Raw genomic sequence first — 13,776 nt, forward strand, 5'->3', positions numbered from 1 at the left:
TTTATTTAAAATTACGCCATATAGTATAAAGCTGTTTTACTTCATCCTTAGAAAAATATTGTTCAAACAACTTACAGTTATTAAAATAGGCCATGCATTCACCAAACTTTAAATATTGGGAAGGCGCAATACTATATTTCTTTAAACATTTAGTTAAAACAGCTAAACGGTTTTCTTCATCTTGTTTTATAATTTCATCAATTGTTTTAATCTCAGTATTACTAAAACGTTCTTTAACCGGTCCCGTGTCTCTTATCAGCCACCACTCATTACGTGCACACATACCTTGGTCAACCCGCCTAAACCTGCCTTTGGCTAATGCAAAATTTAATTCATCTTTTCTTTGGTAATCAATATTATGGTTTTTGAGCATCACCCAAAGTGTTTCCGTATCAAGCCCAATACTCTCATTCCAGTAAATTAAATGTTCTTTTGTAATTGATTTAAGCTGTGTTAAAGTGATATCAGGATTATCATTTATATACTTAAGATCAAACTTTGATAAAGTATCATAACCTTTCTTTATAGCATCCGGAATAGTGGTTGAATCGGTAATTATCTTCTTCTCAATATCAATAAAAAGAAGCAGTTTTCCTAAATATTCAGTTTTGGTATTTGCCATATCTTATTTAAACCCGCAAAAAGTTAATGCGTAACTACACCATCAGCCAAAACTTTGGGATCGTGCTTATGTTTAAACAGTACAGCAAAGGCAATAGCAATTATTAGTGAATAAGCTGCAAAAGAAAGCCATATATCATGCCACTCCCTAAACATTACAGGATTCTTTAAAACACCTGATGCTTCTATTGCATTGTTTTTAGTAATAAAAGCAAGAAACTGTTTATTGGTAACCGTAGTGTCAAGATATTGGGCAAGGCTGCTTACATCAGTAAATGTCCTGGTAAAATATTTATCTATCACCCAGCCGGAAATAAAACTTCCTGCCACCGCGCCAAAGCCATTAGTCATCATCATAAAAATACCCTGTGCAGATGAGCGTATTTTATGGTCTGTAGTGGTTTCTAAAAACAACGAGCCTGAGATATTAAAGAAGTCGAACGCCATACCGTAAACAATACACGAAAGTATAATCATCCACAAACCATTTACCGGGTCTCCATAAGCAAACAAGCCAAACCGCAGTACCCAGGCAAACATACTGATGAGCATAACATGCTTTATACCAAAACGCTTTAAAAAGTAAGGAATGGCCAATATAAAAAGGGTTTCAGAAAATTGTGAAATAGACATGATGAGTGTAGAATATTCTACAACAAAAGAATCTGCATATTTAGGGAATATCTTAAATTCGTCAAGAAAAACATCGCCATAGGCATTGGTGAGCTGCAGGGCAGCCCCCAAAAACATTGAAAATATAAAAAACAGGGCTATTTTATAGGTGCCAAAAAGCTTAAAAGCCTCCAGGCCCAGTGTTTCTATAAACGTTGAATTACTTTTTGTGTTTTGCGGTTTGCATGGTGGTAATGTAAAGGCATAAAACCCTAATAATACAGCGGCAAGCCCGGCAATATAAAACTGGTATTCTGAAGCTTTACTCCCGGTGAGGTTGGTTATCCACATGGCAGCAATAAAACCCAAAGTGCCCCAAACGCGTATGGGAGGAAAATCTTTAACCACATCTCCCCCATTATTTTTTAAAAGTGTATATGATATTGAATTATTGAGGGCAATGGTGGGCATATAACAACACATAGCCAAAAGCATTATCCACACAAAAGTACCCGGTTCATTTACCTGTGTAAGGTAAAACAGTACAATACCATATAAAATGTGCAACACCCCATACAGTTTTTCAGCATTAACCCATTTATCAGCTATTATACCCGTAAGGGTGGGCATAAATATAGAAGCAATGCCCATAGTGCCAAAAACAAGGCCAAACTGTGTGCCATCCCATTGTTTTGTACCAAACCAGTAATTTGCAATAGTAATTAGCCAGGCTCCCCAAACAAAAAACTGCAGGAAGCTCATTGCTGTTAAACGTAGTTTTATGCCCATGAATGTATTTGTGTAGTTAACATTTTATTAACGCCGGTAAAACTATCAATAAAATTTGGAATTTTAAAGAAGGTAAATCGTTAAAGTTGTAGCGCTGCACGGGCCATATCCAGTACTTTTTGATATTGCTCACCAATCGTAAGGCCTGAATTATCAATTTCAACCGCATCATCCGCCTTTTTTAAGGGGGAATCTTTTCGGTGGGTATCTATATAGTCACGCTCCTGTACGTTTTTGAGTACCTCATCATACGTTGCCTTATGCCCTTTTTCCTGTAATTCTTTAAAACGGCGTTCTGCACGTGTTTCGGGGCTTGCCGTCATAAACAATTTAAGCTCTGCATTCGGAAAAACTACTGTACCAATATCGCGCCCATCCATTACAACCCCCTTATTTTCGCCCATATGTTGCTGCTGATTTACCAGCATAGCGCGCACCTGGCTTATTTCGGCTATGCGGCTCACCTGGTTAGATACCTCAATGCTGCGTATTTTGTGTTCAACATTATGCTCATTAAGGTATATTTCGGCATAGCCAAGGGTAGGGTTAAATAAAAACTGCAGGCTTATTTCGGGCAGGCGTTTTATAAGCCCTTCGGTATCAATGTGCTCATCTACAATAAAGCCATGCTCCATAGCATACAGGGTGATGGCGCGGTACATAGCGCCAGTATCAACATATACATAGCCCAGGGCTTTGGCAAGCTGTTTTGCCAATGTACTTTTTCCTGTAGAAGAAAAACCGTCTATTGCTATGGTAATTTTTTTATTCAAATGCTTACTGTAAATTAATCATTAAGCCAAAAAGGCTGGTATTGGCAGCCAGTGTATATCTTGAATATGAATAATCAAAGCGCAATTTATTAAACCTTACACTAACACCGGCAGAAATGCCTGAAAAACTTCGCTTATCTTCAATACGAAGCTCTTCTGCCCTCCTGAAATTATAACCCAGGCGAAGGTTAAAGCTTTTTCCCGGAAATAATTCGGCCCCTAAAATTACGTGCCGTAGCGCATTGTTTACAAAAGATACTTTTTCTTGGGTAGTATTGCCATCAAGGTCTGATTCTGCGCGATTAGGGTTAGAAAAAGCGATGTTCCACTGTTGCAGGTTTTCAAGGGTTATGTGCCAGCGTATAGGTACATTTTCTACCTCCTGAGATATACCCGCCAAAATTTCCAGGGGCAAAGGTTCCTGCAACCCTGCATAGGTAGTAATCTGGGTACCCGCGTTGCGTATTACCAGCGCTATATTAATATCGTTTCTGTCATCTATATAAATTGCGCCAATATCGGCGGCTACTCCAAAAGAATTATAACTTTCTAAAGTAGAGCTTATCATTTTAAGGTTGGCGCCAATATAAATATCCGTCCACGGAATGTTATAAGCGTAGCCAAAAGAAACAGCTATTTCGCTACCGGTAAAATCGCCCGTAAGCAGGCCGGCTTCATCCCTGCCCTCAAAAGTGCCATAATTGACATAGTTTACCCCCATGTGAAATGTTTGCACGTGGCGGTCCCAGGTGTAGGCATAAGCAGCCGTGCCATAGGTTACCTCACCGTAATAATTACCATAATTTACAGAGAGCTGATTGTGCATATCCCTGTTTATGGTAGCCGGGTTAAAAATGGCCTGGTTCACATCATAATCATATAAGGTTATTATTTTGCCCCCAAGTGCCGCCTGCCGCGGCGAGGTTACAAGGTTTAAAAACTGATAGGTATATTTACCCCCTATCTGGCTGAAAGAAACAGTAGTGAAAAGCAGGGAGAAATAAAAAATAAGGTTTTTAAACATGCTTATAGTTATGGCGATTTGCTTTGTATAACGCAGATGCGAAGATATTATTTTTTAAACAAAAAAAACGGCCAATAAAATATTAGCCGTTTTAAATATTATGAAACGATGGTTTTTACAGAACTTTTGCATTTTTTGACTTTTGCCCTGTTATGGCATATTGCAATACTTCCCGCATTTCTTTTACATAATGAAAGGTTACCCCTTTAAGATATTCCTGGTTTATTTCATCTACATCGCGTTTGTTTTCTTCACAAAGTATAATTTCTTTAATATTAGCCCTTTTGGCTGCCAGTATTTTTTCTTTAATACCACCCACAGGCAATACACGTCCCCTCAGGGTTATTTCTCCCGTCATGGCAAGGTGTTTTTTTACTTTTTTCTGTGTAAACGAAGATACTAACGATGTTAACATGGCAATCCCCGCACTTGGCCCGTCTTTTGGGGTAGCGCCCTCAGGCACGTGTACGTGTACGTTATAATTAGCAATAACTTCGGGACTAATGCCTAAATCTTCTGCATTTGCCTTAATATATTCTAACGCCAGGGTAGCCGATTCTTTCATTACAGTACCCAAGTTACCGGTCATGGTGAGCAGCCCTTTACCTTTAGAAAGTATGGACTCAATATACAAAATATCTCCGCCTACGCTTGTCCACGCCAAGCCTGTTACTACGCCAGCTACATCATTGTTTTCATATTTATCACGCTCCAGTTTAGGGGCTCCGAGTATTTTTGAAATGTCTTCATCAGTTACTTTTACATTATACTCCTCATCCATAGCAATGGATTTGGCGATATTACGCACCAGCTTTGCAAGTTGTTTTTCAAGACCGCGCACCCCAGATTCGCGGGTGTATCCTGTAACTATTGCTTCAAGCTGTTTTCTTCCTACCGAAACATCTTTATTATTTAAACCGTGCTCTTTTATTTGCTTTGGTAACAGGTGTTTTTTGGCTATTTCTACTTTTTCCTCAATAGTATACCCCGTCATGTTTATAACCTCCATCCTGTCGCGCAGGGCGGGCTGTATGGTGGACATGTTATTAGAAGTGGCAATAAACATTACCTTACTAAGGTCATAACCAATTTCAAGGAAGTTATCATAAAAATCTGAGTTTTGCTCAGGGTCCAGCACTTCAAGCAACGCCGAAGAAGGATCTCCCTGGTAGCCGCTGCTCAATTTATCAATTTCGTCCAACACAAATACCGGGTTAGAGGTACCAGCCTTTTTTAAGCTCTGTATAATGCGGCCCGGCATAGCGCCAATGTACGTTTTACGGTGCCCGCGTATTTCGGCCTCATCGCGTAAACCACCAAGAGAAATACGTATATATTCCCTTCCTAAAGCCTCTGCTACCGATTTACCGATAGAGGTTTTTCCTACACCCGGAGGACCGTACAGGCATAATATAGGCGATTTCATATCGTTACGCAGTTTTAACACCGCGAGATATTCTATAATGCGCTGCTTTACATCATCAAGCCCGTAATGGTCTCTGTGTAGCACTTTTTCAGCCCGTTTAAGGTCAAATTTATCTGTACTGAATTTATCCCAGGGCAAATCCAGCATAAGTTCTATATAATTGCGTTGTATACCATACTCAGCTGCCTGTGGGTTTAAGCGCTGCAACTTGGAAATCTCCCTTTCAAAATGCGACCTGGTTTTATCATTCCATTTTTTGGATTTAGCCTTTTTACGCATTTCCTCAATTTCCTGGTCATGGCTTACGCCACCAAGCTCTTCCTGTATGGTTTTCATTTGCTGGTGCAGGAAGTATTCACGCTGCTGCTGGTCCAGGTCAAAGCGCACTTTACTCTGGATATCATTTTTAAGTTCCAGCTTTTGCAATTCCATATTCATGTGCCGCAGCGTTTGCAGTGCCCTGTCTTTGAGGGCGCTCATTGCCAATAAATCCTGTTTTTCATTTACCGTGAGGTTCATGTTAGAGGAAACAAAATTTATAAGAAATGAATTGCTCTCTATATTCTTAATGGCAAATGTAGCTTCGGTAGGAATGTTAGGGCTTTCCTTAATAATTTGTATGGCAAGCTCTTTTATAGAATCTATAATAGTAGTAAACTCCACGTCCGGCTCTTGCGGCTTTACCTCATTTACCTCTTTTATATTTGCTTTAAAATAGGGAAGTTCTGTAGTAATAGTATCTATTTCAAACCGCTTTTTACCCTGAATTATAACTGTAGTATTACCATCGGGCATTTTTAATACGCGTAAAATACGCGCTACTGTACCAACACTGTGAATATCATCTGCCGAAGGCTCTTCTACACTTTCGTCTTTTTGGGCTACTACACCTATAATTTTATTGCCGCTGTTGGCATCATTAATGAGTTTTATAGATTTATCCCTGCCTGCCGTAATAGGGATAACCACCCCGGGAAACAACACCATGTTGCGTAATGGCAATATAGGAAGCTCTTCGGGCAGTATTTCGTTATTCATTTCCTGTTCATCTTCAGGGGTCATTAGCGGAATTAGTTCTGCATCAGTATCCAGTTCCTGAAGTGACAAACTGTCAATATTTAAAATTCTTTGTTTAGACATAGTTAATTTAAAGTCATTTTGTCATTGCTACACGTATAGCAAAATAAGGCTTTACATATAAACCTCTATATTTACTACTGTATATCAGTAATTAGCATCTGTATTTATTGTAAATCTATGTGTACAGGGCAATGACTGTGCCATAAAAAAATCCGCCCTTTATCTGGACGGATTTATATATACTTTAGACTAAAAGTGTGTTATTATTGCTCCACATGAAAAGTACCGTTTGTAATTTCATGAATTACGGTGCCTGACTCATTTTCTATTGTAAATTCAAAAGTACCGGTTATCCAGCCATCAGAAATATTAGTAATTATTAATGTACCTTCCTGGGCATCATATTGATTTCCATTCTCATCCTCATAAGTGCCTTTTGCTGTAGCAGTAGGGCTATCTGTAATAGGATAAGACCCGAGGCCAAGGGAACCATCAATAAACAAAGTTATAGTGTGATCTGCCCCTATACCATTAATAGTTATATCGTCATTAGCATAGCCTACAACCAAATCATCCACATAATCAACAGCCACACCATCTACAGTAGCTTTAAATTCGCTATCATCCATTGAAACACCAGTTGTATAAGGTATATTGGTAAACTCACCCTGTGTAAAGGTTTTAGAATCTCCGTTTTCAAGCACACCCACAAAACTAAATGTACCCGATATGGTATGATTTAACTGGTTTATATTGGTTATAACAACTTCACCCGTACTATTTCCGCTTTCAAAATCAATATTAAGATATACATTATCTTCACCCCCATCGGGTGAATAAGCTAAAAACAGTGCTTCGGCAGTATACGTTCCTTCGGTTGTGCCGTCTATTGCCAGACCAACATATTCTCCTGCAGTGCCCCTTTCTCCTGATATTGTAATAAGCCCATTACCAACAGTGGCTGCATAATTATCTGCAATATATTCTTCACCATCAATCATTACCTTAAATAATGGTGTTCCTGTTTCCGGATCCGGGTCCGGTTCTGTATCAGAAGTATACGGTAAACTGGTAAATTTACCATTGGTAAATTGTATAGTAGGCAAGTTTGCTGAAGGATCTGACCAATATCCTGTGAAACTAAAAGTACCGCTAATAGTATGGTTAACTGTATTAATGGTATTTATAGTAACCGAACCTGACATGCCGGTATCGGTAACATTTATATAGTGGTTTTGCGATTCGCTTGTAGGTGTATAGCTAATTATAGAAGTGGCATAAGTACCGGGTGCAGTACCGGGTATTACAATTGAAAAAACAGCGCCATCAGTATTTCTAACTGCTGTAATTGTGGTTGTACCTTCCTCCATAGTTACGGTAGTAGCAGTAGCTTCATAAGTTTGCCCGCTAAAGTCTACCTCAAACATAGCATCTCCATCTTCTACTGGTACATAATCATTAAGTACAGGATCAATGGGTTCGGTATCGCACCCAGCAAAAACAAACACCGCTATTAAAAAATATAACGGATAAATTAATTTTAATTTCTTCATAGTAATCATTAATTTTTATCAAAAATAGCTGAATTAAGGCAAAAATCAATAAAAAAAGCCACTCGAAGTGGCTTTATAAGTATTTTAACACTGTTTTTTTAATTTAGAGTATATGATGTAAGGGTTACCGTAGCATCATAACTATCCTCATTAGTTTCCGATTTTATAGGCCCAACATCTTTGGCAAACCAAATATAAGTAGTTATACTACCCGCAGACATGCCTTGCATTGTTATGGTTTGTATAAGCTTTTCTTTTATTACATTTTGGTACGTAACACCGTTTACCGTAAGTGTTATTCCTTTTTCTAAAATAACTCCCTGAAAACTAAGGTTTAAATCAATTTCGATTGCAGGAAAATCAAAATCGCCTCCATCCATTGTATACGTAGATGTTTGTGTTGCTGTATCTGTCCAGCCTTCATTTACCTCAAGATTGTCTTTAAAACAAATATATTCATATGGGGTAACAGTTGTACTCATACCTTCTGCATCAGGCACACTCACACTAATTCTCTGGTAGTAACTGCCCCCTTCCTTACGTAAGTATACTGTTGTTGTTCCTGTAAACTCAGTATACTCGTCGGTACCTGCTACAGAAAAATAGTCATCAACACGGTAATAGGTTTTTCCGCCTATAACTTCGGTACCTATAATCTTCATGGGCTGTACATTTTCCTGAGCCGTACTTTCAAACACCCACTCATTATTTATAGCCATAGGCCAATAATCTCCTTCCGAACTGCCACTGTCACCATCATTATCGTCAACGTCAGAAGATCCTTCACCAGGATTTTCTGCGCTATCATCATAATCATTAAGTACGGGGTCAACCGGCTCAGTATCACAGGAAGCAAGGCTTATAAAAAACAAAGCAACAAATGCTTTTACCAGTAAAGTTTTTCGCATAGCTAAAGGTATTAAATATTGATTGTTGCCAAATTTAAATATTTTTTATCAAAATCCTAATCTTTTTTTTGTATGCGTGTTAAAAGACCTATACCTATCACAAAAAATATGGTTAAAAACACTACAGAATAGCGCATACTCCCAAAAATCTGGTCTACTGCCCCATATAACAGCATGCCAATTACAATACCTATTTTTTCGGTAACATCAAAAAAACTAAAAAAAGATGCCGTATCGGTTGTTTGTGGCAAAAACTTGGAGTAAGTACTTCGCGAAAGTGACTGTATACCGCCCATAACCAGCCCTACAAAACCAGCCGTTATATAAAAGTGAAGTGGTAATGTAACAAAAAAGGCGCATACACATATTATCGCCCATATAAAGTTAATAACTATAAGTGCTTTTATATTGCCTATTTTTTTTGATAATAACGATGTTAACAATGCACCTGCTACTGCTATAAGCTGTATTAGCAGTATACTAATAATAAGCCCCATGCTTTTAGCATCTTCATCGGGCCAGGCAATTTCTTCCGCACCAAAATACGTAGCAGCCAGCATTACGGTTTGTACTGCCATACTATATACAAAAAAGGCTCCCAAGTACCTTTTTAAGGTAATATTCATTTTTAGCTGAGCCCATACTTTTTGCAACTCCCTAAAACCATTAAGCAATACATGGGTAGTAACTTTATTGCCGCCTCTGTTTCCCTTTGGCAGGTAGTAATAGGTATACTGGCTAAATACTATCCACCACACTCCTACCGAAATAAATGAAATACGCATGGCCTGAATCCCATCTTTTAAATGAAAAATATCCGGAAACATGATCATAGAAAGGTTGAAAACCAATAATATTACACTACCTATATACCCCATTGAATATCCTTTGGCACTTACTGCATCCTGTTGTTCTGCATAGGCAATATCCGGCAGATAAGAGTTATAAAACACCAGGCTGCCCCAAAAACCTATAAGGCCAAAGAGGTAACAAACCAGGCTGAAATATAAATGGGCGCTATCAAACCAATACAGCCCGATACAAGATATGGCGCCCAGGTAACAAAATGCTTTAAGAAATGATTTCTTATTACCGGAATAATCGGCAATGCCCGAAAGTAAAGGAGATATAAAAGCGACAATTAAAAAAGCAAAAGCTGTAGTAAAACTCATTAGTGCCGTGCTCTTCATTTCGGCACCAAAAGCAGTGATAACACTACCTTTTGGGTAAATAAAATTATAAAAGATAGGAAATACCGCCGAAGCTATAACAAGACTGTATACTGAGTTAGACCAGTCATAAAAAGCCCATGCATTAAGCAGCTTTTTGCTACCCTTTTCTAATTGTGTCATATTACATTGGTTTGATTTTTCAAATCTAATGCATTTTTTTTGAAAAATCCGTAACACATATATTAAGTATGCACTATAAAAAAAGCTGCCTGTTAAGGCAGCCTCTACTAGTTTCTGGCATTTTAATTTTAATATGATTTCCCAAATTTTGCTGCTGTAGCCTTAGCCTTGGGTATTTCTTTTTGTATATTGCTGATACGTGTATTATTGCTTGGGTGTGTGCTTAAAAATTCAGGTGGTGCGCTACCACCACTATTAGCATCCATACGCTGCCAAAACTCCAGTGCCTTATCAGGGTTATACCCTGCTATTGCCATTAAAGTTAGCCCAACCTCATCGGCTTCATTTTCGTGGCTACGGCTAAATGGCAATATAGCGCCATAAGTAGAACCTAACCCATATGCCTGCATTACTAATTGTTGTGTTGTCTGGCTTTTATTTGCAGTAGCTGCAGCAACACCTGTAGCAGCAAGTTGGTTTATAACATCGGCGCTCATACGTTGCGCTCCATGGTTTAATAAAGCATGTGCTACCTCGTGACCTAATACTGTAGCCAGCCCTGCCTCGTCTTTAGTTATAGGTAAGATACCACTATACACTACTATTTTTCCACCGGGCATACACCAGGCATTTACTTCATCATTTTTTACCAGGTGGTATTCCCATTGGTAGCCATTTAAATATTCTGACTGCCCTATAGATTTAAGGTATGTTTCTGCGGCATTTTTAATTTTCTGTCCAACGGTATTCACCATTTGCGCCTGGGCCGTACCTGTTATTACCTGATTCTCTTTCAAAAATTGATCATACTCGGCAAAAGCAGTAGGAAAAATTTGACTGTTTGATACAAAATTAAGAGAACTTTTACCTGTAAACGGGTTTGTGCTACAGGCCATTACCATCATAAATAAAAATCCCGAAAGGGCAAACATACTTTTTTTCATTTCTTGGCTATTTAAATCTTTGTCAAAATTAATGAAATTAATTTATAATAATTTCCGAAAAAAATCTTACAAAAGTTAAAGTATTGTAAATAATACATTTTGCTCCGTTATTAAAGTATGCGTGCATTGTAATATAACTTATGAGTATCTTTAATAAAAATATTTTCTGTAATGAGCTCCTCTAAACAAAGCCCGGTTTCTATACCAAAGTCAATAAAAACAGCTTCTGTTATTTTAGAAGCATTATCGCCAAAATTAGCCGCTAAGTTTGCTATAAAACTTTTTATGACTCCCATTAAATATAAGCTCCCAAAACGGGAAGAAAATATGGATAAAAACACGCAGCAGGAACACATTACTATAACCCCACTTAATAAAACTATTTGCGTATACCACTACGGCACCGGTGCGCGTAAGGTATTATTGGTACATGGCTGGAGCGGACGTGGTACACAATTACATTCTATTGCCGATAAACTAATTAAAGCTGGTTACAGCACTATTAGCTTTGATGCCCCGGCTCATGGAAAATCTGAAGGAAAAACCAGTGATATGACTGAGTTTATAGGCTGCATATTGCAGCTACAGCAGCAATATGGCCCTTTTGAGTTTGCCATTGGGCATTCGCTTGGTGCTATGGCTGTTCTAAATGCTGTGCGAAAGGGGCTATCAGTTAAAAAAATTGTTACTATTGGCAGCGGGGATATAATTGATGATATTATAACCGCCTTTACCGGAAAATTAGGCATGAAAATTGCCACCACCAATAAGGTAAGGCAACAGTTCCAGAAAAAATTTAATGAACCCCTTAATGAATATTCTGCGTATATGGCAGTAAAGCAGGTTAACATACCTGTGCTGGTACTACATGATGAAGATGACCATGATGTACCTGTAAGTGCCGCCCATAATATATACAGTAACCTTGCCGATGCCGAATTATATATAACACAGGGACTGGGCCACCGTAAAATTTTGGGCGATAAAGCCGTAATTAATAAAATAACAGCATTTTTAGAAATATGAAATATGTAATAATGATTGCACTCCTGCTTTCGCTGACTGCGTGCCAGGGCCAGGAAAAGAAAAAAGACATTAAAAAAGAAGCTCCTAAAACCGAGTCTAAAAAGAAGGAGGGCTCTTTTGAGGTAACCAAAACAGAATCAGAATGGAAGGCCGACCTTACGCAGGAACAGTTTGATGTGTTGCGTAACAAAGCTACCGAGCGCCCTTTTACAGGGGAATATTACAAGCATTTTGAAAAAGGGGTATATGTATGCGCTGCCTGCGGTAACCCGCTTTTTACATCTGATGCTAAATTTGATTCAGAGTGCGGCTGGCCCTCTTTTGACCAGGCTATTAAAGGCTCTGTAATTTATAAGCATGATACCAGTTATGGCATGGATCGCACCGAAGTAATGTGTGCGCGCTGCGGCGGCCATTTGGGCCATGTATTTGATGACGGCCCTAAAGATACTACCGGCGAACGTTTTTGCACCAACTCGGTTTCTATAGAGTTTATACCCGCTAAAAAGTAATAGCAATAATGCCAACATAGCTTGTTATGTTGTATTTTAAAATTTAATTTTGTTTAACGGAATGAATATAAATAATGAAAGATTATAATATACAAAAAAGTGAGGCTGAATGGAAACAGCAACTGGGGGCAGAGCGTTATAAAATTTTACGCGACAAAGGCACTGAGTTTCCCCATTCGGGTAAATATAACCTTACTTTTGAGAAAGGTACTTACTGCTGCGGTGCTTGTGGTGAGGCGTTATTTGAAAGTGATTCGAAATTTGAATCGAGCTGCGGATGGCCTTCTTTTGATGACTCTATACCGGGTAAGGTAGAATACATACAGGACAATTCATTCGGTATGAAACGTACCGAAATAGTGTGTGCCAATTGCGGCAGCCACCTTGGCCATGTGTTTGATGATGGCCCCACTGAAACCGGGCAACGCTATTGTGTGAACTCTCTTTCTATAGATTTAAAAGAAGATTAAGCAAGGCCGGTATTGACCGGCTTTTATTTTTTACTAACTTTATACAAATGGATTTATTTATGCAAACCGACTGGCCAAAGGCTTTAAAGCCATTAATACAAAAGTATAAAGGCAGGCAGCACCCGCTGGATTATAAAAATTTATATCAACTTTTGGTTATGGTAGTGCTTAGCGCGCAGGACAGCGATGCACACATAAATAAAATTGCCCCGGAATTTTTTAAAAAATATCCTGATATGAAAGCGCTTGCCAAAGCCAATACGGCAGAGCTAACCGAGGTGCTTTCTGAAGTACGTTTTCATACCAATAAAATTAAATGGCTGCAGGATATTGCCTCTGAGGTAAAAGAGGATAAAAATATACCCACTACCATGAAAGAGCTTACCGCGCTGAAAGGGGTGGGAAGAAAATCGGCCAATGTTATTAAACGTGAAGCCGGCGCCGAATCCGAAGGTATAATGGTAGACCTGCATGTGGTGCGTGTAGCGCCCCGACTGGGCATTGCCAAAGGCAAAAATGCCGATAAGATAGAAAAAGAACTTATGGATGCCCTGCCCAAAAGTATGTGGGGAGAAATTGGCATGGCCATGTCTTTTTTAGGCCGGGAAGTATGCCGCCCCACAAACCCCAAACACAATGAATGTATAGTGGCAGAGGTTTGCGAATATTGTCTGGCTAAAAAATAA

At 38.7% G+C, this 13,776-nt stretch carries 13 protein-coding genes; 4 read left to right on the forward strand and 9 right to left on the reverse strand.

The window, feature by feature from the left end; translation table 11 throughout:
- Position 1: 1 nt before the first annotated feature.
- From ABS766_RS04175 to ABS766_RS04215, 9 genes are all read right to left on the reverse strand, one after another.
- On the reverse strand, positions 2-622 hold the full coding sequence (locus ABS766_RS04175) for a hypothetical protein (protein ID WP_408083863.1): 621 nt from the start codon (positions 620-622) through the stop codon (positions 2-4).
- Positions 623-645: 23 nt separating this feature from the next.
- The gene (locus ABS766_RS04180; protein ID WP_408083864.1) at positions 646-2,022 is read right to left on the reverse strand and encodes a nucleoside permease; all 1,377 of its coding nucleotides are present in this window, start codon (positions 2,020-2,022) and stop codon (positions 646-648) included.
- An 80-nt stretch (positions 2,023-2,102) separates the two neighbouring features.
- Positions 2,103-2,795 (reverse strand): (d)CMP kinase, encoded by a 693-nt coding sequence (gene cmk, locus ABS766_RS04185; RefSeq protein ID WP_408083865.1) that lies wholly within the window; start codon positions 2,793-2,795, stop codon positions 2,103-2,105.
- A gap of 4 nt (positions 2,796-2,799) precedes the next feature.
- On the reverse strand, positions 2,800-3,819 hold the full coding sequence (gene porQ, locus ABS766_RS04190) for a type IX secretion system protein PorQ (RefSeq protein ID WP_408083866.1): 1,020 nt from the start codon (positions 3,817-3,819) through the stop codon (positions 2,800-2,802).
- Positions 3,820-3,934: 115 nt separating this feature from the next.
- Positions 3,935-6,385 (reverse strand): endopeptidase La, encoded by a 2,451-nt coding sequence (gene lon / locus ABS766_RS04195; RefSeq protein ID WP_408083867.1) that lies wholly within the window; start codon positions 6,383-6,385, stop codon positions 3,935-3,937.
- Between the two features lie 203 nt (positions 6,386-6,588).
- Positions 6,589-7,878, reverse strand: a complete 1,290-nt coding sequence (locus ABS766_RS04200; protein ID WP_408083868.1) for a DUF6252 family protein — start codon at positions 7,876-7,878, stop codon at positions 6,589-6,591.
- Between the two features lie 98 nt (positions 7,879-7,976).
- The gene (locus ABS766_RS04205) at positions 7,977-8,786 is read right to left on the reverse strand and encodes a hypothetical protein (protein ID WP_408083869.1); all 810 of its coding nucleotides are present in this window, start codon (positions 8,784-8,786) and stop codon (positions 7,977-7,979) included.
- 56 nt (positions 8,787-8,842) lie between these two features.
- A complete protein-coding gene (locus ABS766_RS04210; protein ID WP_408083870.1) occupies positions 8,843-10,138 on the reverse strand; it encodes an MFS transporter in 1,296 nt (431 codons plus the stop codon).
- Between the two features lie 128 nt (positions 10,139-10,266).
- A complete protein-coding gene (locus ABS766_RS04215) occupies positions 10,267-11,082 on the reverse strand; it encodes a M48 family metallopeptidase (protein WP_408083871.1) in 816 nt (271 codons plus the stop codon).
- Positions 11,083-11,253: 171 nt separating this feature from the next.
- Here ABS766_RS04215 and ABS766_RS04220 point away from each other — a divergent pair, with 171 nt between their 5' ends.
- The 4 genes from ABS766_RS04220 (at position 11,254) to ABS766_RS04235 (ending at position 13,776) form a co-directional block, all read left to right on the forward strand.
- Entirely contained in the window at positions 11,254-12,108 is an 855-nt protein-coding gene (locus ABS766_RS04220) for an alpha/beta hydrolase (protein WP_408083872.1), read from the forward strand.
- Positions 12,105-12,620 (forward strand): peptide-methionine (R)-S-oxide reductase MsrB, encoded by a 516-nt coding sequence (gene msrB, locus ABS766_RS04225; RefSeq protein ID WP_408083873.1) that lies wholly within the window; start codon positions 12,105-12,107, stop codon positions 12,618-12,620. The genes ABS766_RS04220 and msrB (ABS766_RS04225) overlap by 4 nt, the downstream gene beginning before the upstream one ends.
- 74 nt (positions 12,621-12,694) lie before the next feature.
- Positions 12,695-13,090, forward strand: a complete 396-nt coding sequence (gene msrB, locus ABS766_RS04230; protein WP_408083874.1) for a peptide-methionine (R)-S-oxide reductase MsrB — start codon at positions 12,695-12,697, stop codon at positions 13,088-13,090.
- A gap of 47 nt (positions 13,091-13,137) precedes the next feature.
- Positions 13,138-13,776, forward strand: a complete 639-nt coding sequence (locus ABS766_RS04235) for an endonuclease III domain-containing protein (protein ID WP_408083875.1) — start codon at positions 13,138-13,140, stop codon at positions 13,774-13,776.

It is taken from the genome of Flavobacterium rhizosphaerae (assembly GCF_046000445.1).
GTDB classification, from domain to species: Bacteria; Bacteroidota; Bacteroidia; order Flavobacteriales; family Flavobacteriaceae; genus Flavobacterium; species Flavobacterium rhizosphaerae.

Coding starts and splice junctions, on each gene's coding strand:
- ABS766_RS04215 (WP_408083871.1), bottom strand. CDS start 11,082: ATGAAAAAAAGTATGTTTGCCCTTTCGGGATTTTTATTTATGATGGTA.
- ABS766_RS04220 (WP_408083872.1), top strand. CDS start 11,254: ATGAGCTCCTCTAAACAAAGCCCGGTTTCTATACCAAAGTCAATAAAA.
- porQ (WP_408083866.1), bottom strand. CDS start 3,819: ATGTTTAAAAACCTTATTTTTTATTTCTCCCTGCTTTTCACTACTGTT.
- ABS766_RS04210 (WP_408083870.1), bottom strand. CDS start 10,138: ATGACACAATTAGAAAAGGGTAGCAAAAAGCTGCTTAATGCATGGGCT.
- ABS766_RS04180 (WP_408083864.1), bottom strand. CDS start 2,022: ATGGGCATAAAACTACGTTTAACAGCAATGAGCTTCCTGCAGTTTTTT.
- lon (WP_408083867.1), bottom strand. CDS start 6,385: ATGTCTAAACAAAGAATTTTAAATATTGACAGTTTGTCACTTCAGGAA.
- msrB (WP_408083874.1), top strand. CDS start 12,695: ATGAAAGATTATAATATACAAAAAAGTGAGGCTGAATGGAAACAGCAA.
- ABS766_RS04200 (WP_408083868.1), bottom strand. CDS start 7,878: ATGAAGAAATTAAAATTAATTTATCCGTTATATTTTTTAATAGCGGTG.
- ABS766_RS04205 (WP_408083869.1), bottom strand. CDS start 8,786: ATGCGAAAAACTTTACTGGTAAAAGCATTTGTTGCTTTGTTTTTTATA.
- ABS766_RS04235 (WP_408083875.1), top strand. CDS start 13,138: ATGGATTTATTTATGCAAACCGACTGGCCAAAGGCTTTAAAGCCATTA.
- ABS766_RS04175 (WP_408083863.1), bottom strand. CDS start 622: ATGGCAAATACCAAAACTGAATATTTAGGAAAACTGCTTCTTTTTATT.
- msrB (WP_408083873.1), top strand. CDS start 12,105: ATGAAATATGTAATAATGATTGCACTCCTGCTTTCGCTGACTGCGTGC.